Raw genomic sequence first — 22,956 nt, forward strand, 5'->3', positions numbered from 1 at the left:
GGGCCACCATGCGGGTCCTGCCTCTTGCCGCCACCGACGAGAGGTTCGTCGGCCGGTGAACTTCGACTGCGACCGTGCCGACACCGACGCGCTGACGAAACTTTCCGGACCCGCATCTTCACAGCCTGACTCCGGGCGGGGTCGCGTGCCGTGAGCCTGCCGGTATGGAACCGAGGTGCTTCCCGCTCTTTCGTGAAAAGTGGGGCACTCGGACATGCCATCGATAAATCCCGGGGTGGACCTGTGGCCCGGGGAGGGCATCCGGTCGCGGGACTCGGGCAGGAGAAGTGGAGGAGCGGGCGTGTCTCAGGACGACGGTCGGAGGACGGCGTCGCGCGGCCGGTGGACGCGGGCGCGAGGATGGGTGCGGCGTGCGAAGGGGGCCGGGGGGCTTGAGCGGCAGACCGTCGAGCTGATCGGCAAGAGCGCCCTGGCGGCCAGCGTCTGCTGGTACATCGCTCACGACCTCATGGGGGCGCTGACGCCGGCGTTCGCGCCGTTCTCGGCCGTGCTGATCATGCAGGTGACCGTCTACCAGTCGCTGCTGCAGGCCCTGCGGTACGGGGCGGCCGTCTGCGCGGGAGTGTTCGTCCAGGCCGGCTTGGGCTTCCTGGCCGGGCCCGACCTTCTGACGTTCGTCCTGGTAGCCCTGATCGCCCTGGTCATCAGCCGTTGGCGGCGCCTGGGCTCCCAGGGCGTCCAGGTGGCGACCGCGGCGTTCTTCGCGTTCTCCACCTACACCTCCTCGACCGGGAACCTGCAACGCGTCGAACAGCTCAGCCAGATCCTCGCCCTCGTGGGGATCGGCTGTGGAATCGGTGTGCTGATCAATCTCACCATTCTGCCCCCGGTCCGCTACCGCAGCGCGGAGAACGGTATCCGGACCCTGTCGCACTCCCTGTGCGACCTGCTCAGCGACATCCCGCCGGTCCTGCGGGAGGGCGACCTGGGCGAAGAGAACACCGAGGGCTGGCGGCAGCGGGCCGCAGCTTTGGGCACCACCGTCGGCCACAGCCGCTCGGCCCTCCTCACGGCGTGGGAGAGCCGGCACTACAACCCCCGCCGGCATCTGCCCGGGCCTTTGCGGGACCAGGACTTCTCCGGCTACCAGGAGGTGGCCGACGCCCTTGAACGCGTCACCTACCAGGTGGCGTCGATGACACGCACGCTTCACCAGTGGCCGCAGGAGGAGGACGGCGAAGAGTGCCGCGAATTCCTGGCGCACTACGCAGACATGCTGGACGCACTCGCCCAGATCATTCGCCGGTTCAGCGAGATCGACCTCAAGCGTCTCGCCCGGCAGACGGCCCAGGCGTGCGCCTGTGCCGAGGCCGCACGGGACAAGCACAGGCAGCTGCTCGAACGGGCCCGGGACACCGCACTCCCGCTGGGCGATCCTTCCAGGCCGTACGGCATCCTCCTCGTTGAAGCGACCCGGCTGATGGACGAAGCCCAGCACTCCTGCGATGTCCTCCACCACTCCGCCCGCGAAACAGAGCAGCGCGAAACAGAACAGTCTGCGCGCACCGCGCGTGAACAGGCACGATGAAGACCGGACGGCGCCGCATCCGGCGACGGGGTACCGACTGACCGGCAAGTCCTCCTCCCGCTGTGTACTGGCCGCCGGTACGAGCACGCCAAGCTGCTCGCGCCGCGCGCGGGGCCGGATGAGCGGGCGCCCGGGAAGGCCGATGGGCGCGGCGGCCGGATAGGAAAAGGCTGGTTCCTTTCCGCTGTGCCGGGGCACCCCGGGACACATGGATCACGATGCCGCACCGGTGCTGGAGGCGCTGGCCCGATATCAGAAGGCGGGAGAGCTGCCGTTCACGCCGCCGGGACACAAGCAGGCGAGGGGCGCCGATCCGCGCGTGCGCCAGGTGCTGGGCGACGCCGTCTTCCACGGCGACGTACTGGCCTCCGGCGGGCTGGATGACCGGCGCACCCGCGGCGGCGTCCTCCAGCGCGCCGAACACCTGATGGCCGACGCTGTCCACGCCGAGCACACCTTTTTCTCCACCTGCGGCAGCTCCCTGTCGGTGAAGTCCGCGATGCTCGCGGTCGCGGGCCCGCACGAGAAGCTGCTGGTCGGCAGGGACGCGCACAAGGCCGTGGTCTCCGGGCTCGTCCTGTCCGGCATCCGCCCGGTGTGGGTCGAGCCCCAGTGGGACGACGAGCGGAAGCTCGCGCACGCCCCCTCCGCCGCGTCCTTCGAGGCGGCGTTCGCCGAGCATCCGGACGCACGCGGCGCGCTGGTCACCAGCCCCACCCCCTACGGCACCTGCGCCGACCTGTCCGGCATCGCCGAGGTCTGCCACCGCAGGGGCAGGCCCGTCATCGTCGACGAGGCATGGGGCGCGCACCTGCCCTTCCATCCCGACCTGCCCACCTGGGCCATGGACGCGGGCGCCGACGTGTGCGTCACCAGCATCCACAAGATGGGCAGCGGACTGGAGCAGGGCTCCGTCTTCCACCTCCAGGGCCCGCACATCGACCCCGCCGTCCTCGCCCAGCGTGCCGACCTGCTGGGCACCACCAGCCCCAGCGTGCTCCTCTACGCGGGCATGGACGGCTGGCGCCGCCAGATGGCGCTGCACGGCCGCGAACTGCTGGGGCACGCACTGGAACTGGCGGCCGAGGTCAGGGAGCGGCTTGAGGCCGTGGAAGGCGTCCACGTCAACGGCCGCGAGGACTTCACCGGCGAGGGCAGGGCCGCCGACCTGGACCCGCTGCCCATCGTCATGGACCTCTCCCAGCTGCCGGTCACCGGCTATCAGGCCGCCGACTGGATGCGCGAGCACCACCACATCGACGTGCATATCAGCGACCACCGCAGGATCAACACCCAGCTCACACACGCCGACGATCAGGAAACGGCGGGTGTGCTCATCGACGCCGTACGCGAACTGGCCGCCCGCGCCCATGAGTTCCCCAAGGCCCCCACCATTTCCCTGCCCGCCTCCTCGGCGCTGCGCATGGAGCAGGCGTGCCTGCCCCGGGACGCCTACTTCGGGGGCGTCGAGGACGTCCCCGCGAGCGAGGCGACCGGGCGGATCGCCGCCGAGATGATCACCCCTTACCCGCCCGGCATCCCGGTCGTGCTCCCGGGCGAGCGCCTCACCGACACGGTCGTACGCTATCTGCGCAGCGGGGTGGAGGCGGGCATGAACCTCCCGGACGCCGCCTCCACCGACCTGGACACCATCCGGGTGCTCATCGAGGACCGACCGGTCCCGCCGGCGGACGACTGACCGCGAGGCTGTCACTTCCGGATTCCGCTGGGCCAGCACCGAGGAGGAAGGAGACTCCATGCCGCGCGCCGCGCTCTTCGACGTCGACGGAACTCTCACCGACACCACCTATCTGCACGTGAACGCCTGGTGGGAGGCGTTGCGGCAGGCCGGACACACGGTGCCGACAGCGGCGCTCCACGGCGCCGTGGGGCTCGGCGCCGGTGACCTGCTCGACCACGTGCTCGGCACCGGGCGCGACCACAGCCGGGACGCGTCGATCAGCGCCGCGCACAAGACGCTGTACGGCACCTGTCACGAGCGGCTGAGCGCGCTGGAGGGCGCCCGCGACCTGCTGTATACGTTGCACGGTCGCGGCTGGCGGATCGTACTGGCCACCTCGGCCCAGGGCTCCGAGCTGGAGGCACTGCGCCGGGCGCTTGACGCGGACGCCGTCATCTCCGGCACTTCGAGCGCCGACGACGTCTCCGAGGGCAAGCCCGCGCCCGGCCCCGTCGACCAGGCCAGGCAGCTGGCCGGGGCGGCGCGGGAACAGACCGTGTTCGTCGGCGACGCCGTGTGGGACATGCGCGCCGCCTCCCGCGCCGGGGTCACGCCCCTGGCGGTCCTCTCCGGCGGCATCCCCCGCGCCGATCTGGAGGAGGCGGGTGCCCAGCAGGTGTACGCGAACCCCGCCGACCTGCTGGCCGGTCTCGACGGGAGCGCCTTCGCCCGGCTGGAGCGGGAGGGCTGAGCGCGAGCCGAATGCTTCGGTCGAAGTTCTGTCCGGGCGGGCGGTTACCACCGGGGATCACTGCGTACGGGCCGCGCCCCCTGGGTACCCGGCGGCCCGAAGCGAGAGGAGGCCCCCATGACGGGAGAGAGCGGCGACGACCTGCGCGCCCAGGACGCCGAGGACTCGCGCGGTACCGGGGACGTCAGCACCGATGACGCCGCGGAGCTGGGCGAGGGCCCTGTGGAGGGCGCCGAGCCCGGTGAGCGGGTGGCGCGGGGTCCTTGGACGCCGCCTGTGGAGGTGGATCCGCCGCCGCGTGTGGGGGGCGTGGAGGGCGAGGGTCCGGACAGCTCTTTTGTGGCTCCTGTCCCGGAGGGCGCGAGTGGGTGGGCGGGGCCTTCCGATCCGGGCGGGGATCCCGAGGAGGAGGGCATTCCCGATCTTCAGGACGGTACGCCCGAGCAGGAGCGCTCCAGCGACCCGCAGCAGCAACCGGTCCCCGGTGACAGTCCCACAGCGCCCACTCTGGCCGCGCCGACCCCCGCCGAACTGCACGAGGGCGAGTCCCTGGAGGAGCGGCTCGCCGAGGAGGAGCCGGAGGAGACGGTGGCCGAGGCGGTCTCCGGCACTCCCAGTGAACCGGCGGGGCGGCTGCACGAGGACGTCGAGCCGATGCCCCCGCGCCGCCAGGACGTGTACGGCCGCCAGACCGGCACGGGAGGACTCTCCGCCGAAGAAGAGGCCATCCGGAACGTGGGCGAGGGCGAGGGCGAGGGCGGGAACGTGGACGAGGGCGAGGCGTAAGGCCGCACGGGCGGCCGACGACCGCGCTGAACGGCTCACGGTGGACAGCTCACCGTCCACCGGGTGTGCGCCGTCCACCGGGTCTACGCCGCAGCCCCGTGGCCTCTCCCCGGAACGGCGCCCGAAGTTCCCACATGAGTGAGCCCCTCGCGACGGCGTCGAAGTCCTCCCACACCAGCCGGCCGGAGCGCTCGCACTCGCCGAGCGGCTGCGCGACCTCCTCGCGCACGACGCCGGTCAGCCGGCCGGCAGCCCGTGCAGCGGCTGGGGGGGGTCTCCAGTACCTTCTCGGCGAACTCCCGGTGCCACTCGCGCTCCCGGCCGCCGGAGAGGAGCACCCCGTGCGGCTGGAACTGGCCCAGCGCGCCGCGCTTTTCCAGCGTGGCGGGGGAGAAGGGCTCGGGCGTCTCGCACAGGATGCGGTGCGCGTCCCCGGGATCGAGGACCAGCGCGTACGCGCGTCCCCGTACCGTCAGCGGCAGTGGCGTCGCGTGCGTCGTTCACGAGAGACCCGCGGTGCCCGTCGGACCCCGTGGCGAAACGACGTGCCCCTCCCGCGCCCGGGGGCGCAGGCGGGGTGGTCTGCTGAGCAGATCGATGCCGGTACGGATATGCGGTCCGTGCCAACGAGGACCTCGTGACGTCGAAGACGTCCGGGTGTTTCGGGCCGGGGCGCCGGGACACCCGGCTGATCCCCTACGGGAGGGCTGGTGAGCGTGAGCCCTCCCGCTGTCGCGTACTCAAGAGAGGTGCAGCCATGCTCAAAGCCATCGCTGACATATTGCGCTCGATCGGCGGAGCCGTCGCCACCGTCGTCACTCTGCCCTTCCACGCCATTGCCCGCCTCTTTGGCGGAGCTTCCGACAGCGCGCACGGGCGGCACTGAGCCCCCGGGGCGTGTTCACGTCGGCCGCTGCTGCCCGCTCCTGCCCCGGCCGACCGCCGGGCGGTCGCCCTCGCGTGCGACACCACCGCCGTGGAGGCATACCAGCCCGAGCCGCCCCTGCTGGACTACGCCATGACCAAGGGCGCGAGCGTCACCTTCATCCAGGGGCTGGCCCGCGTTCTCGCCGAGCGGGGCATCCGCGTCAACGCCGTCGCCCCCGGGCCGGTGTGGACCCCGCTGACCCCCGCCGACCCTCCCCGACACCACACAATTCGGCAGCGGCACCCCTGTCCGGGAACTGCGAACCAGGTGACGCTCTCAGGCCCGACAAGAACGCTCAGGAGCGGACGTATGGTGAAGCACCCGGCTGAATTCCTGCGCCTCGGCGCGGCGACGGTGGCTGCTCGGATGCTCGGCTCTGCCGGGGGCGGCCCATGGGCGGCGGGGGCCGCCGAGCGGCTGTGAGGCCGGCCGCTCCGTCCACCGGCGCCATGCGTCTGCGCGGCCCGGGCACCGCGACGAGGCGGCACGTGGGCGTGGTCGCTTCGTTCGACTTCCTGCGCGAGGAGGAACTGCGCCGGTGGTTCCCGCCGGAGGTGCGGTGCACGCTGACCTTTACGGAGGAGGTCGCTTACAGCAGCAATGAGGAACTCGTCTCACGCCTGGGTGAGCCGGGTCTGCTGCGAGGGCCGGTCCACGAACTCCTGGAGCGCGGGGCAGAGGCTGTGGCGTACCTGTGCACCGCGTGCACCTTCGCCGGTGGCGAGGCGGGGGAGTGGGCGTTGCGGGAGGCGATGGCCTCGTACGGCGCGCGGCAGGCGCTGACGACCAGCGGCGCGGTCCGTGACGCCTTGCGTGCCGTCGGCGCTCGTCGCCCCGCCGTCGTGCACCCTTACCAAAGGCCGGTCGACAGTCTGCTGTCCGCGTACTTGGAGACCTGCGGTTTCGACGTCGTGGCGCTCACGTCGCTGGGCCTCGACGCGGTTGAGGACGTGTACACCGTCGACGAGCAGCGGGTGCTGGACCGCGTCGCCGACGGAGATCGTCCCGGGGCCGACGCCGTGTTCATCAGCTGCACCGCGCTCCCCACCTACGACGCACTTCCCCGCCTCGAAGACCGGCTCGGCAAACCCGTGATCAGCGCCAACCAAGCCACGGCCTGGGCTCTGCTGGGCGCCGTGGGGCGACGCGCCCGCGGCCCGGGGCAGCGGCTCCTCTCCGCCGGACCGCACACCTAACCCGTTCGGGCGGGGAGCGGGCGGGACGGGACAGGCGGGGAGGCCAAGACCAGCGCGCAAGGCCGCGCCGACGCCGGGACGCGCCGCCTGTCCTGTATTCCGCGCCTCTTTGCCCCCCGCGACGAGCGGCACGGGAGCGGGAGCACTCGTGAGGACCGAAGCCATTTCTCTTCGTGGATATGTTGCTTATTGTCTGAATTGGCCGGTGGTTTCCTCGCGAGTACCGCCTCGGGAGTACCGACCCCTTGGCCCTCCCCCAGGCCCGCAGGCCGACGGCTCTGGAGCGGAGCGGCCCGGGGCCCACAGCGGGGCGGTACCTGGCGGCATAACCGGGCCGCATAAAGGGGTGGCTGCGGAGCACTCGCGGTGGGAGGAGGCAGCGCATGAAGACCGATGGCAGGGTGCGACGGGCCCGGGACGACGGAGCCGAGCGCGGTGAGATCGACCTCGCCGCTCTGGAGGCGCGGCTTCGCGAGCGGGTGCGGGGCGAGGTGCGTTTCGACGCGGGCAGCCGGGGTGCCTACTCCACCGACGGTTCGAACTACCGTCAGGTCCCGATCGGCGTGGTCGTGCCCTACGACGTGGAGGCGGGGGCCGAGGCCGTCGCGGTGTGCGCGGAGTTCGGCGCTCCTCTGCTCTCGCGCGGGGGCGGTACGAGCCTGGGTGGGCAGGGGACCAACGCGGCCGTGGTCCTCGACTGGACGAAGTACTGCCACGGGCTCGTCTGCGTCGATGCCGAGGCGCGGACGTGTGTGGTGGAGCCGGGCATCGTGCTGGATGAACTGAACCGGCAGTTGTCCGGCCATCGGCTCATGTTCGGGCCGAAGCCGTCGACGCACAGTCACTGTTCGCTGGGCGGCATGATCGGTAACAACTCCTGTGGCGGGTCGGCCCAGGCTTACGGTAAGACGGTCGATAACGTCCGGCGGCTGGAGATCCTGACCTACGACGGGATGCGCTGCTGGGTCGGGCCGACCTCCGAGACCGAGCTGGTCGAGATCGTCGCGGGAGGTGGCCGCAAGGCCGCGGTGTACCAGGGGCTGCGTGAGCTCGCCTCGCGCTACCTGGGCGATATCCGGCGGGGCTTTCCGCGCATTCCACGGCGGGTGTCGGGCTACAACTTGGACTCCCTCCTGCCGGAGAACGGCTTCGACCTGGCCCGGGCCTTGGTGGGCAGCGAGGGCACTCTGGTCACGGTGCTGCGCGCCGAGCTGGACCTGGTGCCGGTGCCGCCGTACGAGGCCCTGGTCGTGCTCGGGCACGAGGACATCTGCGCGGCGGCCGACGAGGTACCGAAGATCCTTCAGCACAGCGCCCCGGAGCAGCTGGAGGCCCTGGTCGGAGCGTTCGGCGAGGTCAAAGCGCTGTTCGACCCCTGGGACAGGATGAATCCGGGGAAACTGGTGGCGCCCGCCCGGGTGGACCAGCACCTACGTCTCGGCGCGTCGTGGCGGCCGGAGGGCCACGAGACCCACTTCGGCTACCCGGACGACGAGGGTTCCTTCACCCGGGCGGTGACGCGGTGCGTCGGCATCGGGAACTGCCGCAGCCACAGCGGCGGAGTCATGTGCCCCTCGTATCGGGCGACCGGTGAGGAGGAGCACTCCACACGCGGCCGGGCCCGGCTGCTGTTCGAGCTGCTGAACGGACACGCTGACTGCGTCGTCACCGACGGCTGGCGCTCCACCGAGGTCAGGGACGCTCTCGATCTGTGTCTGGCCTGCAAGGGCTGCAAGAGCGACTGTCCGGTCGGGGTGGACATGGCCACCTACAAGGCGGAGTTCCTCTCCCACCACTACGCCGGCCGGCTGCGCCCGGTCGCGCACTACTCGCTGGGCTGGCTTCCCCTGTGGGCGCGGCTGTCGCGGTCGGCCCCCCGCGCGGTGAACGCGCTCCTGCACGCCCCCGGGCTCGCCCGGGCGGGCAAAGCGCTGGCGGGTGTGGCCCGGGAACGAGACGCGCCGGTCTTCACACGTCAGTCCTTCCTCCAGTGGTGGACCGCACGACGGGTGCCCGAACCCGACCCGGCCGATCCCAGGACGGTGGTGCTGTGGCCGGACACCTTCAACACCTACTTCCATCCCAGCGTCGCGAAGTCCGCCGTCCGGGTTCTGGAGGACGCCGGTTTCCAGGTGGCGGTGCCCACGCGGGCGGTGTGCTGCGGGCTGACGTGGATCTCCACCGGCCAGCTCGACACCGCCAAACGCGTACTGCGCCGCACCGTCGAGGTGCTGCGCCCCTGGATCGAGGCCGGCACTCCGGTGGTGGGCCTGGAGCCGTCGTGCACGGCTGTCTTCCGCTCGGACGCGCCTGAGCTGCTGCCCGAGAACGAGGACGTACAGCGACTCTCCGGGCAGTTCCGCACCTTCTCCGAGCTGCTGCTCAACGAGGCACCGGACGACTGGCGTCCGCCCTCGCTGACCCGGGCGGCGACTGTCCAGACGCACTGTCACCAGCATGCGGTGATGCGGTACGACGCCGACCGTGAGCTGATGCGACGCGCGGGGATCGACGCCGATGTGCTGGATGCCGGGTGCTGCGGTCTGGCAGGCAACTTCGGCTTCGAACGGGAACACCACGAGGTATCCATGGCGGTGGGAGAACAGGGCGTCCTCCCCGCGGTGCGGGAGGCCCCGCCCGGCGCCGTGGTCCTCGCGGACGGCTTCAGCTGCCGGACGCAGATCGAGCAGGGCGGCACCGGACGCCGCGCCCTGCATCTGGCCGAGGCGCTGGCCCTGGGGCTGGACGGCACCCTGCCGGCCGACCACCCTGAGAAGCTGGCCGAACGCCCGGCGTCCTCCCCGCGCGCCGCCCGTCTGGCCACCGCGGCCGTGCTCGGCACCGGGATCACGGTGGCCGCCGCCCTGGCCTCCGTACTACGGCGCCGCATATGACGTGCGGTCAGGGCGGCTAACCCAAAGAGGCCACCTCCACCCCGAAATCGAGTGGCGTGCCCTTCGGCCCGGCGTCGTTCTCCTACCGTCCGCCGCAGGACGCATCAGGGCCACGAGAGCTGCGGATCCCCATGAGGAAAGGAATCACCCGTGTCGATGAAGGTCTCCGACTACATTCTCCAGCGGCTGCGCGAGTGGGAGGTCGAGCACGTCTTCTCCTACGCCGGCGACGGCATCAACGGCCTGCTGGCCGCCTGGGAGCGCGCGGGCAACGAGCCCCGGTTCATCCAGGCCCGGCACGAGGAGATGGCCGCCTTCGAAGCGGTCGGATACGCCAAGTTCACCGGCAAGGTGGGCGTGTGCGCCGCGACCTCGGGGCCGGGCGCCATCCACCTGCTGAACGGCCTCTACGACGCCAAGCTCGACCGCGTCCCCGTGGTGGCGATCGTCGGGCAGACCAACCGCAGTGCCATGGGCGGCTCTTACCAGCAGGAGGTCGATCTGGCGAGCCTCTACAAGGATGTCGCCTCGGACTTCTGCGAGACCGTCACCGTCCCCGAGCAGCTGCCCAACGTCCTCGACCGCGCCATGCGCACCGCCTACGGGCGGCGCACCGTCACCGCCGTCATCATCCCCGCGGACGTGCAGGAACTGGACTACAGCCCGCCGACGCACGCGTTCAAGATGGTGCCCTCCAGCCTCGGCATGGCCCACTACGCTCCGGTCCCCCAGGAGGACGAGATCGCGCGGGCGGCGCAGGTGATCAACGAGGGTGAGAAGGTCGCGGTCCTGCTCGGTCAGGGTGCGCGGGGCGCCAGGGCGCAGGTCGAGGAGCTGGCCGACATGCTGGGCGCGGGGGTCGCCAAGGCCCTGCTCGGCAAGGATGTACTGCCCGACGACCTGCCGTATGTCACCGGCTCCATCGGGCTGCTCGGCAGCCGCCCCTCCTACGAGCTGATGCAGGGCTGCGACACTCTGCTGGTAATCGGCTCCAGCTTCCCCTACACCCAGTTCCTGCCGGAGCTGGACCAGGCGCGCGCGGTGCAGATCGATATCGACCCGCACCTGGTCGGCATGCGCTACCCGTTCGAGGTCAACCTCGTCGGGGACGCGGCCGAGACGCTCAAGCGGCTGCTTCCCATGCTGGAGCGCAAGAAGCACGGCGCCTGGCGCGAGAAGATCGAGAAGGATGTCGGCCGCTGGTGGGAGGTGATGGAGCGGCGCGCCAGGGTGGAGGCCGATCCCATCAACCCCGAGTACGTCGCCCACGCCCTGGACGCGCTGCTGCCCGAGGACGTGATCCTCGCCGCGGATTCCGGTTCGGCGGCGAACTGGTACGCCCGCCACCTGCGCATCCGGGGGACGATGCGCGGCTCCCTGTCCGGCACCCTGGCCACCATGGGCCCGGGTGTGCCCTATGTGATCGGCGCGAAGTTCGCCCACCCCGAGCGGCCGGCGCTGGCGCTGGTGGGGGACGGGGCCATGCAGATGAACGGCATGGCCGAGCTGATCACCGTCGCGAAGTACTGGTCGGAATGGCAGGACCCGCGGCTGATCGTGGCGGTGTTCAACAACCATGACCTCAACCAGGTCACCTGGGAGATGCGGGCCATGTCCGGAGCCCCGCAGTTCCTGCCCTCCCAGGCCCTGCCGGACGTGCCCTACGCGGACTTCGCCCGGTCCATCGGCCTGGACGGCGTCCGCGTGGACCAGCCCGACGACGTCGAGGACGCCTGGCACCGGGCGCTGGCCGCCGACCGGCCCTTCGTGATCGACTTCCGCACCGACCCGGACGTCCCGCCCATCCCGCCGCACGCCACCCTCGACCAGATCGAGGCCGCCGCGGCCTCGATCATCAAGGGCGACAGCAGCCGGACGGGCGTGCTCAAGCAGGGCTTCAAGGCCAAGGTGCAAGAGGCCCTGCCGGGCAAGGGCAGCGGCAAGAACCAGCCGGGCAAGCAGGAGGGCTGATGCCCGCCGCCTCGGACATCCGCGCGGGCCCGGTCGTCGAAGGGATCGAGACGGTTGTCTACACCGTCCCCACCGACACCGCCGAAGGTGACGGCACCCTGGCCTGGGACTCCACCACCCTCGTCCTGGACCGTGTGCGCAGCGGCAACACGACAGGGATCGGTTTCACCTACGGCCCCCGGCCACCGCGCAGGTCATCGACCAGCTGCTGGCCGGGCAGGTCACCGGACGGTCCGCGTGGGATGTGCCCGCGGCCAACGAGGCGATGCACCGGGCGGTCCGCAATGCGGGCCGCCCCGGTCTCATCGCCGGCGTCCTCTCCGCCGTGGACATCGCCCTGTGGGACCTCAAAGTACGCCTCGTCGGCCTCCCGCTCGCCCGTCTACTGGGCGCATGCCGTCCGGAGGTTCCTGTCTACGGCAGCGGAGGCTTACCCCCTATACGGCGCGGCAGCAAGATCGCCAACTACGCGACTGGACCCAGGAACTGGGCATTCACAGGATCAAGATCAAGATCGGAGAGGACTGGGCCCAAAACGAGCCCCGCGACTGCGAACGCGTAGCTCACGCCCGGGCCGGCATCGGCGACGACGCTGAACTGTATGTCGACGCCAACGGCGCCTACAGCGCCAAACAGGCCATCCGCCTCGCCCCACGGCCGGCCGACCAAGGCGTGACCTGGTTCGAGGAACCCGTCTCCTCCGACGACCTCACCGGCCTCGCGCAGGTCCGTACCGCTGTGGCCACGGACGTGGCCGCAGGCGAGTACGGCTACGTACTCCCCTACTTCTGGCACATGATCAGCGCCGGAGCCGTGGACTGCCTGCAGGCCGATGTCACCCGCTGCGGAGGGCGGACAGCTGCGGCGCAGCAATTTCCGGGCCACCTGGGTCAAGGCGCTGAAGGCGGCCGGCCTTCCGGCCGAGGTCCATTTTCACGACCTGCGGCACACCGGGAACACGCTGGCGTCCAACACCGGAGCCAGCACGCGGGAGCTGATGACCAGGATGGGGCACAGCACCTCGCGGGCCGCGCTGATCTACCAGCACATGACCGGCGACCGTGACCGGGCCATCGCGGACGGGCTCGGGGCCATGATCCGGCAGAGCCGCGAGGAGGACGACGACCCCGCGTAGTGGCACGGGTGTGGCACGACCCCAAAAACGATGAAGGGCCAGCTCCGGCGGATAACCCCGCTGAGCTGGCCCTTCGTCGTGTGCCCCCGGCAGGATTCGAACCTGCGACACCCGCTTTAGGAGTTCGATCCGCGCCCGCTCCGGCTGCTGCCGTCGACTGGCGCGACAGCCGGACAGAGGTACTGGTGTACGTCCCTGTCCGGCATCGTTGATGTCAGCCGTTGATGTCAGGAACCTTCTGATCCGTAGCTATAGATGGGTCGGTCATTTTCGGTCATGCGGGCCGGACAATGGCATGCAGCGTCCAGGTGTGGGCGCTGGTGATTGCTGTGGTTGCTGTACTTCGCTGCTGTACGCCTCTGTGTCGTAGAGCTGGGTGCTAGGTCAGTGGAGTCTTAACGCCCGAGTCAATCCTTCGGGATGCTGGTCTCTTCTTCCCATCCCCACTCGTGGCGACAGTCGGCGCAGGTGAGATAGGTGGGTAGGGACTCTGTGGTGCTGTGCGTGATGCGGAAGAGTTCCTGCTCGTCTGTGGTGGTCGGCACGATCACGGTCAGGACGCGGTCTGTTGCTGCCCCGCAGCTGGGGCATGGTGTTGGCGGATGAGAGCGTGGACGCATGGATCACCTGCGCGGTCGGTTTAGCGCCAAGGTAGTCAATGCTGGTGCGCACTGGGGGTGATCGGGGTTTCGTTCCTGGGTCAGGACGCTCTGGTTGTCGCTGTTCTTGTTTGCTCCGGGCAACGAGGCTTCGAGGCGGAACGGCCATGGACTGTCCAGCGAGTGACACTGATGCTTCAAGTGGGGAAAGTCAGCCACGACGGCGGGACAGACGCCTGAGCACCTGCACGTGGTCTCCTCAGCCATCCACCGGCATCAGCCACGCTTCCCGCTTTTGGTCTTTGACCCGCAGACGCCTCCGCGAAGCCTCGGCCGGCCACTTTGGGATGGCAGGACCGGCCCGCAGACCGCGACGAGACCGGGCGCCGCGGGACGAGCCTTCCCGGTGTTCTATGACCGGTGGTGCAGGGTCATCGGCGTCGTGCTCCTGGTCATGCTCGTGCTGGTATGCCGAACCGTGGAATCCCAGGTGTTCAGGAGCTACCTTGCAGACCATGCGGGTTGCTGCGTTGGGCTGCGCGCTGAGCGGTCCGGGGCCGTCGCGAGCGGGGCGGAGACATGAGCGGGCGGCGGCCCCGGACCGCTCAGCGCGCGCGGCCCGCGTCAGCGGGCCGCCTTGAAGTCGTAGAGAAAGTTGTTACGCACGAGTCTGATGCGCTGTTGTCGTACTCGGGCGCAGAGGCAGGTAGATGACTGGCCTCGTGGTCCAAGTGACCTGTGTGGTGCGTTGCTTGAGTGTGAGGGTGTGTGGCCGGCCTTCGGTGAGGAGTTGGGCGGCTTGCTCCTGGTCATGGTCGAGCCATCGTCGGGCTCGGCGGTAGGGCCCCTCGTCCAGTGTCCTCACGATCATCATCAGGCTGGTTCGGATCCAGTGCAGGGCCTCGTGAGGGCTGTAGGCGTCGAAGATGCCGAGTCGGCGTTCGTTGATGTAGCACTCGCAGTAGAAGCCCCGTTGCGGTACGAGGGACCTGGTGGAGGTCATGGCGTTCGCCGCTGTGTGGGCAGCGTGCAGTGCCCGGCTGGTGGTGACTGTGGCTCTAGCTCTTCGGTCTTGTCGTTCATCTCGACGGTGACTGTCCGGCCGTAGTCGTCTCCGCTGACCTTCACCCGGCTGGCCAGAGTCGTCACCAGTCCCAGGCCACGGCCGTGGATCTCCTCGTCGTTCGGCGTCTCCACGTGTGGCTTCGTCGGGCTTCCGCCGGTGTCGGTCACCGCCAGGACCACCACCCCGGGGGAGCGGTGCAGTGAGACGTGGAGGGTCCCGTTCGTCGTGCCGCTTGCCGAGTGCAGCAGTGCGTTCGATCCCAGCTCGCTCACGATCAGTGCGGCGTCGTCCGCGTGGGGGCTGTCGCGCAGCACGTCGCGGGTCCAGCGGCGGACTCGGCTGACCTCTTCGGGGAGTCCTGGACAGGTGAGTTCCCAGATCCGCTCCGTACTCATATACTCGTGCATACAAGTTCCTTCGTGCTGGTGGCCGCTATGGGTAGTGGGTGTGTGCTAGACGAGTCGTACGCCGTCGTGGGCACGCACGGCTGGCGGGGATGTCCCGTCGAGCGCGTCCAGGACGCGGATCGCGTATGCCTCGTCGGCGAGCTGGGTGACCTCTTCGCGGGTGGCCCAGCGAAGGGCGTAGGTCTCATCCCCGGTGGTCGGGGAGCCGTCGGCCGCTTCGCAGCGGAAGACCATGGAGACGATCAGGCCGGTCATGTTCTTGTAGACGCCGGTCAGGGTCGCGGGGAGAGCGATCTTGTATCCGGTCTCTTCGAGTACTTCGCGTTGGAGCGCGTCCGGCAGCGTCTCGCCGGGCTCGACGACGCCGCCGGGCGGCTCCCACTGGCCGTTGTCGCGGCGCTGGATGAGCAGCGCTCGGCCCGCGTCGTCAACGATGACCCCTGCGACGCTCACGGAGTGGGGGCGCTCTACGGTGCTCACGTTCCTCGGTCCCCTCAGATGGCTAGGCTTCTCCACCGTAGCAACGGCACTCAGCATCTCGTCTAGATATCCAAAGGAGTACCCGCTATGGCAGCACTCCCGTCCGGCATCCTCGGTGCGCTCGACCCGACCAGCGACCGCGCGGTCTTCCGCCAGATCGCCGACCAGATCCGCGAGGCCATCGACCGGGGCCGCTTCAAGGAGGGCTCCAAGCTGCCCTCTGAGTCTGAGCTGGTTGAGCACTTCGGGGTATCCCGGATGACCGTCCGCAACGCCCTGTCCATCCTCCAGAGTGAAGGGCTGGCCTCCTCCGAGCATGGCAGGGGTGTCTTCGTGCGGCCTCGGCCTCCTGTGCGGCGGCTGGCCTCCGACCGGTTCGCGCGGCGCCACCGCGATCAGGGAAAGTCGGCCTTCACGGTCGAGGCGGAAGCCGCGGGAAGCAAACCCGAGGTGGACAGCCTGGAGGTCAGGGAAGAGAAGCCCGCACCTGACATCTCCGCACGGCTCGGCTCGCCACGTAAGGTCCTGGCTCGTCGGCGCCGGTATCTGCTGGATGGTCGCCCGGTCGAGTCTGCTGTGTCGTATCTGCCTCTGGACCTGGCGCGCGGTACCCAGATCGCCGAACCGAACCCGGGGCCTGGTGGCATCTACGCCCGTCTGGAGGAGCTGGGTCACCGGCTCGACCACTTCGACGAAGAGGTACGCGCCCGGATGCCCTCGCCGACCGAGGTCAAGTCGCTGCGGCTCTCCTCCGGTGTCCCCGTCATCAGCCTCATCCGGACCGCCTACGACACTGAGGGGCGCGCCGTGGAGGTCTGTGACACCGTCATGGCCGCTGACGCCTACGTACTGGCCTACCAACTCCCCGCCAACTGAGAGCCCTTGCGGCTCTCGTTGTGGCGGTGCGGGGTCGTTCTTTGTGGACTCGTACACACCAAGAGGCATACTCGTATAGACGAGTAGCCGTGAGGTGTGGCAGAGTATCCGCATCCCCAAAGAAGCAAGCCGGGGCAGTTCATCGCAGTTCTTGTATAGATGAGTAGCTGAGATGGTTCCGGCGTACGAACAAGGAGAACGACCTTGCGCACCATTCGAGTTGAGACCTCCACCGCCACTGTCTTGTTGACCGAGGCGCCTGAGCCGAAGGTTCGGGACCGTCAGACCGGTGAGATCGCCAAGGATGCGACCAGCGGTGAGACGTTGATGAAGGTCGGCGTGGTCTACATCGATGAGGGTGAGTCCTCGCTGATCCACGTCACCGTTCCGGAGAGCGGCGTGACGGAGGGCCTGGCGCTTGGGTCGGCGGTTTCGTTGCCGGGGTTGGTGGCGCGGCCGTGGGATTCGGTGTTGGGCGGGCAGCAGCGGCACGGCATCGCCTACCGCGCCGCCGCCGTCGCGCCGGGCGCCCTTCCGACGGGCGGGCAGGGCTGATCATGCCCGACCTGATGACCCTGATGGAGGTGGGCGGTCCGGTTGCCGCACTGGGTGGCGGGGCCGCCTACCTCCGGGCCAAGCACCCCGCCGCGTACTGGTCCACGGTCGGCATGCCGGCCTCGGCCGCCCGCTTGCTGGGTTCGTACGGGTCGGTCATGGACTCGTGCGGGCTGACCGTCCCGCCGTCCCGGCTGCGGGCCTTGGCCGTGCACGCGACCACCCGGCGTGAAGTGCGGCCGGTGCCTCCGCGTCGTGGCCTGCTGCGGCCGACCTCGACCGGGATGCGGATACGGCTGTGGCTGGCTCCGGGGCAGGAACCCGCTGACATAGCGGCGTCCGCTGAACGTCTGCGGCATGCCTGGGGCGTTCACGGTGTCTACGTCGAGCCGGTGAAACCTGGTGTGGTCGAGGTGCGGCTTGTGGGCTTCGATGTGCTGCGGCGGGTCCGGATGCCGCGCAAGGCGGGTGGTGGGTTTCTGCGGGTGCCGGTGGCGCTGCGGGAGGACGCGACCGCGTTCATACGTGACTACCGGGCCATACCGCATGAGCTGGTGCTTGGTGCCACGTTGTCGGGCAAGTCGATGTACCTGCGGCACCTGATCACCGGGCTTGCGGGACAGCCGGTCGCACTGGCGGGTATCGACTGCAAGCGCGGGGTGGAGCTGGCCCCGTTCGCTTCTCGGCTGTCGGCGCTGGCGACTGATCCGGGGCAGGCGGCTGAGCTGCTGCCCGCACTGGTCCAGGAGATGGAGGACCGCTACGACCTCATCCGCGCCCGTCAGGGCATCGCCCCCACCACACCGGATGAAGAGATCACCTCCGACGTAGGGGGCCTGCCCGAGAGCGAACGCCCGGTACCGATCGTGCTGTTCGTCGACGAGGTGGCCGAACTCTTCCTCGTCGCCTCCCGTAAGGACGAGGAGCGGCGGGATGAGATGGTCACCCAGCTCATCCGTCTCGCCCAGCTCGGCCGCGCCGCCGGAATCTACCTGGAGGTGTGCGGACAGCGGTTCGGGGCCGAGCTGGGCAAAGGCGCCACCATGCTGCGGGCCCAGCTCTCCGGCCGCGTCTGCCACCGCGTCAACGACGAAGCCTCGGCCAAGATGGCGCTCGGCGACATCGCCCCCGAAGCGGTCGGGGCCGCCTGCAGCATCGCCCCGGAACGGCCCGGCCTCGCGGTCGTCGGGGATACCTCCGGCGGCTGGTCCCGCATCCGCACCCCGTACCTCTCCCTGGCTGACGCTGCCGCGCGTTGCGCCGAGTCCGCGCACCTGGTGCCCGAGCTGCCCGCGCTCAAGCCCTTCCGGCCCACCGTTCCGGCTCCCCGGCCTCTGACCGGCTGACTCTCACTCTCCGATTCGGCCGGCGCGTCCGCCTCGCGCCACCTCCCTACCCCTGCCATGCCAAATCCCGGAAGGAGACAGCCCGTGCGCGCCTACCTGGCCCGTGTCGATGCCGTGCTCGTCCAAGCGGTCATCGCTGCCGCGCTGTCCTTCGCGCACCTGCACGACCTGGCCTCGGCCGCCGGACAAGACGGCTGGAAAGCCTGGGCCTACCCGGTCTCCGTCGATCTGCTGCTGGTGGCGGCCTGGCGTCGCTTGCGGACCGGCCGGGACAAGGCGGCGGGCTGGTGCTGGTTCCTCGTCGCCCTGACCGCTTCCCTCGGTGCCAACATCGCCACCGCCGGGCTCCTCGACCTGGACGACGTTCCCGACTGGCTGCGCATCCTTGTCGCCGGATGGCCCGCCCTCGCCTTCCTCGGCGGAACCCTCCTCGCACACGGAAGCGGGGAGCCCTCGTCACCGGCTGTCCCCGATGGCGCGGAGCCCGTGCCCTTCGTCGAGCATTCAGCGCCGGAGCCGGAGCCCGCACAGGCAATGCCTTTGGCCCCTGAACTGCCGCTCTCGGACGCTCCTCCCATACCGGCCGCCCTGGTCGAGCACGCCCGCAAGATCGCCGACGCACACCAGGCCCGCACCGGCGCCCCCATCGACACCGCCACTCTCCGTGCCCGCCTCGGCGTCCCCGCACCCCTCGCCGAGCAGATCGCCGCTCAACTCACCTGACCGAACTGGAGGACCCGCCATGGCTGGACGTATGCCGGACGGCTTCGACTACCTCGACGCGGCCTATGAGATGGCCGCCACCGGCCGCCCCACCCTGGCCCGGCTGCTCGCCGAAGAAGCCGCCGCACTCACCACCGACCCCGACGAAGCCGCCCACATCCTGCGCGACTTCCCCGACAACTCCCTGCGACTGAAGGACTGCTGATGCCACTCAACCGCCGCTTCCGCGCCGTGACCCGCATCGGCCCCGTGCAGGTCGGAACCGCCCACGACGGCCGGGGACGTGAGAAGCACACCGCCGCTTGCACGGCCCCGCGCTGCGGCTTCTCCGCCGACTACGACTCACGCGCCGCCGCCGAACTGGCCGCCCGTACCCACCGTTGCCCCGCCCGCTGAAAGGAGTTCCTACGTGTCCGTGAACCTGCCCCTGGTCGTCGTCCTGGGCCTGCTCGTGTGGGGCGCTGTGAAGTTCCTCGGCGTCCGCGTCTGGCTCGTCGTCGTGATCGCCCTGTTCGGCTTCTACCTCGCCGACACCTTCCTTGCCCCCGCCATCGACAACGGCACCCGCAACGGAGTCGAAACCGTCAACGGCACCCACGACTGAAAGGAGACCCCGCCATGCTCTTCCGCCCCCAACTCCCGCCCAGCCCCACCGCAACACACCACCCGGCCGTGACGACGCAGCACGCACACCAGATGGCATGCGCCTGCCAGCACGCCCAGCCGGCCCCGCCCATGGCCCCTGCACGTCGCGCGCTGCCTTCGATCAGCACGGGAGCGGTGGCCGTGGTCCTGGTGGGCGGCGTCGTCCTGACCGTGTTGCTGACCGCTGTCGCCGTCTCGGCCATCTCCGTTGCCGTGGTCGCCGTCGTCCTGCGCTCGCTCCTCGGCTCCGGCGGCTCCACCAACTTCCGGCACCGCCGCCGCTGAGCGGCTACCGGGGCGGTCTCGATACCGCCAAGCATCCACCGCCCCGGCAGCCCAACCCCCTCCCGACCGAAGCCTGAGAAGGAGAAGCACCATCATCACCCGCACCACCCCCGCTCCGCTCACAGAGCTGGGAAACCTCGCCGCGACCGGGACCCTGCCCGGTATCCTCCGCCAGCTCTCCGGCCTGGGCGGCTGCACTCACCCCGTCCGCCTGGCCGGACAACGGACCGAACACCGCGTAGACACCGCAACCGGCGAAATCGGCCCGGCCCTGCGCCGTCTCGACTCCAACGACCTGCCTGCCGGTGACCTCCTGGTCCGCTGCGGCAACCGCCGCACCACCCGCTGCCCGGCCTGCGCCGAGACCTACCGCCGCGACACCTTTCACCTCATCACCGCCGGACTACGCGGCGGCAAAGGCACCCCGGAAGCGGTCACCACCCACCCCCGGGTCTTCGCGACGTTCACCGCTCCGAGCTTCGGCCCGGTCCACAACCGCCCCGGCACCCGCCCCTGCCGCTGCGGACGCCACCACCCCCCCGACGAACCCGCCCTCGGCACTCCGCTCAACCCCGGCCGCTACGACTACGAAACCGCGGTGCTCTGGAACGCCCACGCGGGCATGCTCTGGCGCCGCTTCACCATCCACCTCCGCCGCGAAATCGCCCACCGCGCGGGCCTGACCCAGCGGGAGCTCCCGGAGCGTGCCCGCGTCTCGTTCGCCAAGGTCGCCGAGTACCAGAAGCGCGGCGCCGTCCACTTCCACGCCGTCATCCGCCTCGACGGCCCCGCAGGCGGCCAGTCCCGGCCCCCGCACTGGGCCTCCGCCGAGCTGCTGACCGACGCCATCCGCGCCGCCGCATCCCGCGCGGTCGTGCCCGGCCCGGTCCTCGACGGCCGAACGCACACCTTCGCCTTCGGCCGCCAGCTCGACATCCGCACCATCCACGGCCCCGACCTCAACGGCGCCCAAGCCCTCACCGACCGCGCGGTCGCCGCCTACATCGCCAAGTACGCCACCAAAGGCGCCGAGACAGCCACCGGCACCCTCGACCGCCGTCTGCGCTTCATCGCCGAGCTGGCGGGCATGGACCTGCCCGCGCACGCCGAACGCCTCATCCGCACCGCCTGGGCCCTCGGCGCGCGCAAAGACCTCGCCCATCTCCGACTGCGCGCCTGGGCACACATGCTCGGCTTCCGGGGCCACTTCTCCACCAAAACCCGCCGCTACTCCACCACCCTCGGCGCCCTCCGCACCGCCCGCGCCGAATGGCAACGGCTCCAAGTCGCCATCCAACGCGGCGACGATCCCCACCCTGTGGACGCCGACGACGTCGACGAGACAACTCTCGTCCTCGCTCACTGGACCTACGCCGGAAGCGGCCTCACCCCCACCGAGCAATGGCTATCCGCCTCCCTCTCCGACACCTCAACCACCCCAACCAGCCCCACCACAGCCCCGGAAGGAGCGACCACCCATGGCTGACGAACTGCTCACCGTCACGGACGTGATGGCGCGGCTCAAGCTCGGCCGCTCCACCGTCTACGACCTCATCCGCTCCCACCGCTTGCCCTCGATCACCATCGGGCGGTCGCGGCGCATCCCTGCGGCGGCCGTAGGGGACTTCATCCGCAACCAGCTTGCAGAGGCGGCGTGATGGCTCAGCAGAGGAAGCGGAACCCCAACGGCGCTGGCACCATCACCAAGCGCAAGGACGGGCGCTTTCAGGCGGCCGTTTACGTGATGCAGCCGGACGGAACACGCGCACGGAAGTTCGCCTACGGCAAGACGTGGACCGAGTGCGACACGAAGCGCCGTGAGCTGCTGGCCAAGGTGGACCAGGGTGTGCCCGTGCCCACGCGGTCGGCGAAGCTCTCGGAGTGGTTGCCCTACTGGCTGGAGAACGTCATACGGCCGCGCCGGAAGCTGAGCACCTACGACAAGTACGAGGCGCACGTACGGCTCTACCTCACTCCGCGCATCGGCACGAAGCGGCTGGAGTCCCTGGGCGTCGCCGACGTTCGGCGCTTCCTGGCCCGACTGGAGCGGGAGACCACGGCGGCCACTGCCAAGGAGACGCACCGCGTGCTGCGCTCGGCGCTCTCCGCTGCCTGCCGGGAAGAGCTGCTGACGCGGAACGTCGCCAGCCTGGTCGAGCCGCCCCGCGTCACCTCCCGGGAGCTGAGTCCCTGGACGCTGGACGAGACGCTGACGTTCCTGGGCGCCGCCCGTAAAGATCGGCTCTACGCGGCGTTCGTCCTGGCCGTCACGATGGGTCTGCGGCGGGGCGAGATCGTGGGGCTCCGCTGGTCGGATGTGGACCTGGAGAACCGTGTCCTGTACGTCCGCCAGCAGACCCAGCGCAGGCGCGGCCAGCTCTACCAGGACGACCCCAAGGGGCGCCGTCGTCGCGCTGTCCCGCTGCCCGCCATGTGCGTCGCCCCTCTCCGCTGGCACCGTCTGCGGCAGGCCGCTGCCAAGCAGAAGGCGGGGGAGCGGTGGCAGGAGAGCGCGTACGTCTTCACCACACGCACCGGGCGTCCGGTCGAGCCGCGCAACGTGTACCGCTCCTTCACCCCGCGTCGCCGAGTCGGCCGGCCTCCGCGTGACCCGGCCGCACGACGCCCGGCACGGCTGCGCCACGCTCCTCGTCGCAGCCGGGGTCGCTCCCCGCGTCGTGATGGAGATCCTCGGGCACAGCCAGATCAGCATCACGATGGACGTGTACACGCACGTGGTGCAGGACACCCAGCGGGAGGCCATCAGCCACATGGACCGGCTGCTCAGGAGGCGCTGGCGTTAGTAACCGCCAGATGACAAAGGGGAAGCCCCCAGCCTTTTCAGGCTGGGGGCTTCCGCTGGTGCTGGTGAGGCTCAGACTCATCACCCGTAGCACAACAACTGTGGCTGGACGATCAGCGAACGGACCAGATCCCCGTACCTAGTGTCAAAGCCGATGCGCTGCTGATGAGCGCCAGCAGTCCGTACGGGATGCGCTCCACAGTCACACGAACACCACCGCAGCGGAGATCGAAGATGGGCCCTGTTGGGGTGGTTGCATCAGAGCTCGGCTCCCGCCTAT

Annotated in this window: 22 protein-coding genes and 3 pseudogenes; 23 read left to right on the plus strand and 2 right to left on the minus strand. The window is 70.0% G+C overall.

Annotated features, from left to right (window positions below; all coding sequences use genetic code 11):
* Nucleotides 1-364 precede the first annotated feature (364 nt).
* The 12 genes and pseudogenes from OHB04_RS24145 to OHB04_RS24200 all read left to right on the plus strand — a co-directional run bounded on the left by OHB04_RS24145 (nt 365) and on the right by OHB04_RS24200 (nt 12,891).
* Nucleotides 365-1,549 (plus strand): FUSC family protein, encoded by a 1,185-nt coding sequence (locus OHB04_RS24145; protein WP_326808285.1) that lies wholly within the window; start codon nt 365-367, stop codon nt 1,547-1,549.
* Nucleotides 1,550-1,757: 208 nt separating this feature from the next.
* A complete protein-coding gene (locus tag OHB04_RS24150) occupies nt 1,758-3,248 on the plus strand; it encodes an aminotransferase class I/II-fold pyridoxal phosphate-dependent enzyme (RefSeq protein WP_326808286.1) in 1,491 nt (496 codons plus the stop codon).
* 58 nt (nt 3,249-3,306) lie between these two features.
* Complete coding sequence (locus tag OHB04_RS24155; protein ID WP_326689748.1) at nt 3,307-3,981, plus strand: HAD family hydrolase; 675 nt, start codon at nt 3,307-3,309, stop codon at nt 3,979-3,981.
* A gap of 117 nt (nt 3,982-4,098) precedes the next feature.
* Entirely contained in the window at nt 4,099-4,767 is a 669-nt protein-coding gene (locus tag OHB04_RS24160) for a hypothetical protein (protein WP_326689749.1), read from the plus strand.
* A gap of 757 nt (nt 4,768-5,524) precedes the next feature.
* Entirely contained in the window at nt 5,525-5,653 is a 129-nt protein-coding gene (locus OHB04_RS24165; protein ID WP_326689751.1) for an LPFR motif small protein, read from the plus strand.
* A gap of 78 nt (nt 5,654-5,731) precedes the next feature.
* Nucleotides 5,732-5,945: pseudogene (locus OHB04_RS24170) on the plus strand (SDR family oxidoreductase); the annotation flags it as partial.
* A 199-nt stretch (nt 5,946-6,144) separates the two neighbouring features.
* Nucleotides 6,145-6,891: a maleate cis-trans isomerase family protein gene (locus tag OHB04_RS24175; RefSeq protein ID WP_326808287.1), complete on the plus strand. Its 747-nt coding sequence runs from the start codon at nt 6,145-6,147 to the stop codon at nt 6,889-6,891.
* A 383-nt stretch (nt 6,892-7,274) separates the two neighbouring features.
* Nucleotides 7,275-9,785 (plus strand): FAD-binding and (Fe-S)-binding domain-containing protein, encoded by a 2,511-nt coding sequence (locus tag OHB04_RS24180; RefSeq protein WP_326808288.1) that lies wholly within the window; start codon nt 7,275-7,277, stop codon nt 9,783-9,785.
* Nucleotides 9,786-9,941: 156 nt separating this feature from the next.
* The gene (locus OHB04_RS24185) at nt 9,942-11,756 is read left to right on the plus strand and encodes a thiamine pyrophosphate-requiring protein (RefSeq protein WP_326809507.1); all 1,815 of its coding nucleotides are present in this window, start codon (nt 9,942-9,944) and stop codon (nt 11,754-11,756) included.
* A gap of 244 nt (nt 11,757-12,000) precedes the next feature.
* On the plus strand, nt 12,001-12,318 hold the full coding sequence (locus tag OHB04_RS24190; RefSeq protein WP_326692873.1) for a hypothetical protein: 318 nt from the start codon (nt 12,001-12,003) through the stop codon (nt 12,316-12,318).
* Nucleotides 12,270-12,563, plus strand: a pseudogene (locus OHB04_RS24195) (enolase C-terminal domain-like protein); the annotation flags it as partial. The gene OHB04_RS24190 and the pseudogene OHB04_RS24195, both read left to right, overlap by 49 nt.
* A gap of 25 nt (nt 12,564-12,588) precedes the next feature.
* Nucleotides 12,589-12,891 (plus strand): tyrosine-type recombinase/integrase, encoded by a 303-nt coding sequence (locus OHB04_RS24200; RefSeq protein ID WP_405804107.1) that lies wholly within the window; start codon nt 12,589-12,591, stop codon nt 12,889-12,891.
* A gap of 1,598 nt (nt 12,892-14,489) precedes the next feature.
* Here OHB04_RS24200 and OHB04_RS24205 read toward each other — a convergent pair.
* Both OHB04_RS24205 and OHB04_RS24210 read right to left on the minus strand, forming a co-directional pair.
* The gene (locus tag OHB04_RS24205) at nt 14,490-14,963 is read right to left on the minus strand and encodes an ATP-binding protein (protein ID WP_326808289.1); all 474 of its coding nucleotides are present in this window, start codon (nt 14,961-14,963) and stop codon (nt 14,490-14,492) included.
* Nucleotides 14,964-15,008: 45 nt separating this feature from the next.
* Nucleotides 15,009-15,416 (minus strand): NUDIX hydrolase, encoded by a 408-nt coding sequence (locus OHB04_RS24210; RefSeq protein WP_326692874.1) that lies wholly within the window; start codon nt 15,414-15,416, stop codon nt 15,009-15,011.
* A 114-nt stretch (nt 15,417-15,530) separates the two neighbouring features.
* On the opposite strand from OHB04_RS24210, the gene OHB04_RS24215 reads away from it, so the two are divergent.
* From OHB04_RS24215 to OHB04_RS24265, 11 genes and pseudogenes are all read left to right on the plus strand, one after another.
* Entirely contained in the window at nt 15,531-16,319 is a 789-nt protein-coding gene (locus tag OHB04_RS24215) for a GntR family transcriptional regulator (RefSeq protein ID WP_326808290.1), read from the plus strand.
* 204 nt (nt 16,320-16,523) lie between these two features.
* Complete coding sequence (locus OHB04_RS24220) at nt 16,524-16,874, plus strand: SCO3933 family regulatory protein (protein ID WP_326808291.1); 351 nt, start codon at nt 16,524-16,526, stop codon at nt 16,872-16,874.
* 2 nt (nt 16,875-16,876) lie between these two features.
* Entirely contained in the window at nt 16,877-18,220 is a 1,344-nt protein-coding gene (locus OHB04_RS24225; RefSeq protein WP_326808292.1) for an FtsK/SpoIIIE domain-containing protein, read from the plus strand.
* Nucleotides 18,221-18,304: 84 nt separating this feature from the next.
* Nucleotides 18,305-18,943: a DUF2637 domain-containing protein gene (locus tag OHB04_RS24230; RefSeq protein ID WP_326808293.1), complete on the plus strand. Its 639-nt coding sequence runs from the start codon at nt 18,305-18,307 to the stop codon at nt 18,941-18,943.
* A 19-nt stretch (nt 18,944-18,962) separates the two neighbouring features.
* The gene (locus OHB04_RS24235) at nt 18,963-19,148 is read left to right on the plus strand and encodes a hypothetical protein (RefSeq protein WP_326808294.1); all 186 of its coding nucleotides are present in this window, start codon (nt 18,963-18,965) and stop codon (nt 19,146-19,148) included.
* On the plus strand, nt 19,148-19,339 hold the full coding sequence (locus tag OHB04_RS24240; protein ID WP_326808295.1) for a mobile element transfer protein: 192 nt from the start codon (nt 19,148-19,150) through the stop codon (nt 19,337-19,339). The genes OHB04_RS24235 and OHB04_RS24240 overlap by 1 nt, the downstream gene beginning before the upstream one ends.
* A gap of 13 nt (nt 19,340-19,352) precedes the next feature.
* Nucleotides 19,353-19,547: a hypothetical protein gene (locus OHB04_RS24245; protein WP_326808296.1), complete on the plus strand. Its 195-nt coding sequence runs from the start codon at nt 19,353-19,355 to the stop codon at nt 19,545-19,547.
* A gap of 14 nt (nt 19,548-19,561) precedes the next feature.
* Nucleotides 19,562-19,873: a SpdD protein gene (locus OHB04_RS24250; RefSeq protein WP_442814934.1), complete on the plus strand. Its 312-nt coding sequence runs from the start codon at nt 19,562-19,564 to the stop codon at nt 19,871-19,873.
* Between the two features lie 154 nt (nt 19,874-20,027).
* A complete protein-coding gene (locus OHB04_RS24255) occupies nt 20,028-21,359 on the plus strand; it encodes a replication initiator (protein ID WP_326809509.1) in 1,332 nt (443 codons plus the stop codon).
* The gene (locus tag OHB04_RS24260; protein ID WP_326808297.1) at nt 21,352-21,531 is read left to right on the plus strand and encodes a helix-turn-helix domain-containing protein; all 180 of its coding nucleotides are present in this window, start codon (nt 21,352-21,354) and stop codon (nt 21,529-21,531) included. Before OHB04_RS24255 ends, OHB04_RS24260 begins: the two co-directional genes overlap by 8 nt.
* Nucleotides 21,531-22,677 (plus strand): annotated as a pseudogene (locus OHB04_RS24265) (tyrosine-type recombinase/integrase). The gene OHB04_RS24260 and the pseudogene OHB04_RS24265 overlap by 1 nt, the downstream one beginning before the upstream one ends.
* Nucleotides 22,678-22,956 lie beyond the last annotated feature (279 nt).

This window comes from Streptomyces sp. NBC_01775 (assembly GCF_035917675.1).
In the GTDB taxonomy this organism is placed as follows: domain Bacteria; phylum Actinomycetota; class Actinomycetes; order Streptomycetales; family Streptomycetaceae; genus Streptomyces.

Bases quoted from the DNA above. Each gene is read 5' to 3' on its own strand.
- OHB04_RS24150 (WP_326808286.1), top strand. From the start codon at position 1,758: ATGGATCACGATGCCGCACCGGTGCTGGAGGCGCTGGCCCGATATCAG.
- OHB04_RS24155 (WP_326689748.1), top strand. From the start codon at position 3,307: ATGCCGCGCGCCGCGCTCTTCGACGTCGACGGAACTCTCACCGACACC.
- OHB04_RS24160 (WP_326689749.1), top strand. From the start codon at position 4,099: ATGACGGGAGAGAGCGGCGACGACCTGCGCGCCCAGGACGCCGAGGAC.
- OHB04_RS24165 (WP_326689751.1), top strand. From the start codon at position 5,525: ATGCTCAAAGCCATCGCTGACATATTGCGCTCGATCGGCGGAGCCGTC.
- OHB04_RS24175 (WP_326808287.1), top strand. From the start codon at position 6,145: ATGCGTCTGCGCGGCCCGGGCACCGCGACGAGGCGGCACGTGGGCGTG.
- OHB04_RS24180 (WP_326808288.1), top strand. From the start codon at position 7,275: ATGAAGACCGATGGCAGGGTGCGACGGGCCCGGGACGACGGAGCCGAG.
- OHB04_RS24185 (WP_326809507.1), top strand. From the start codon at position 9,942: ATGAAGGTCTCCGACTACATTCTCCAGCGGCTGCGCGAGTGGGAGGTC.
- OHB04_RS24200 (WP_405804107.1), top strand. From the start codon at position 12,589: ATGTCACCCGCTGCGGAGGGCGGACAGCTGCGGCGCAGCAATTTCCGG.
- OHB04_RS24205 (WP_326808289.1), bottom strand. From the start codon at position 14,963: ATGCACGAGTATATGAGTACGGAGCGGATCTGGGAACTCACCTGTCCA.
- OHB04_RS24215 (WP_326808290.1), top strand. From the start codon at position 15,531: ATGGCAGCACTCCCGTCCGGCATCCTCGGTGCGCTCGACCCGACCAGC.
- OHB04_RS24225 (WP_326808292.1), top strand. From the start codon at position 16,877: ATGCCCGACCTGATGACCCTGATGGAGGTGGGCGGTCCGGTTGCCGCA.
- OHB04_RS24235 (WP_326808294.1), top strand. From the start codon at position 18,963: ATGGCTGGACGTATGCCGGACGGCTTCGACTACCTCGACGCGGCCTAT.
- OHB04_RS24240 (WP_326808295.1), top strand. From the start codon at position 19,148: ATGCCACTCAACCGCCGCTTCCGCGCCGTGACCCGCATCGGCCCCGTG.
- OHB04_RS24250 (WP_442814934.1), top strand. From the start codon at position 19,562: ATGCTCTTCCGCCCCCAACTCCCGCCCAGCCCCACCGCAACACACCAC.
- OHB04_RS24260 (WP_326808297.1), top strand. From the start codon at position 21,352: ATGGCTGACGAACTGCTCACCGTCACGGACGTGATGGCGCGGCTCAAG.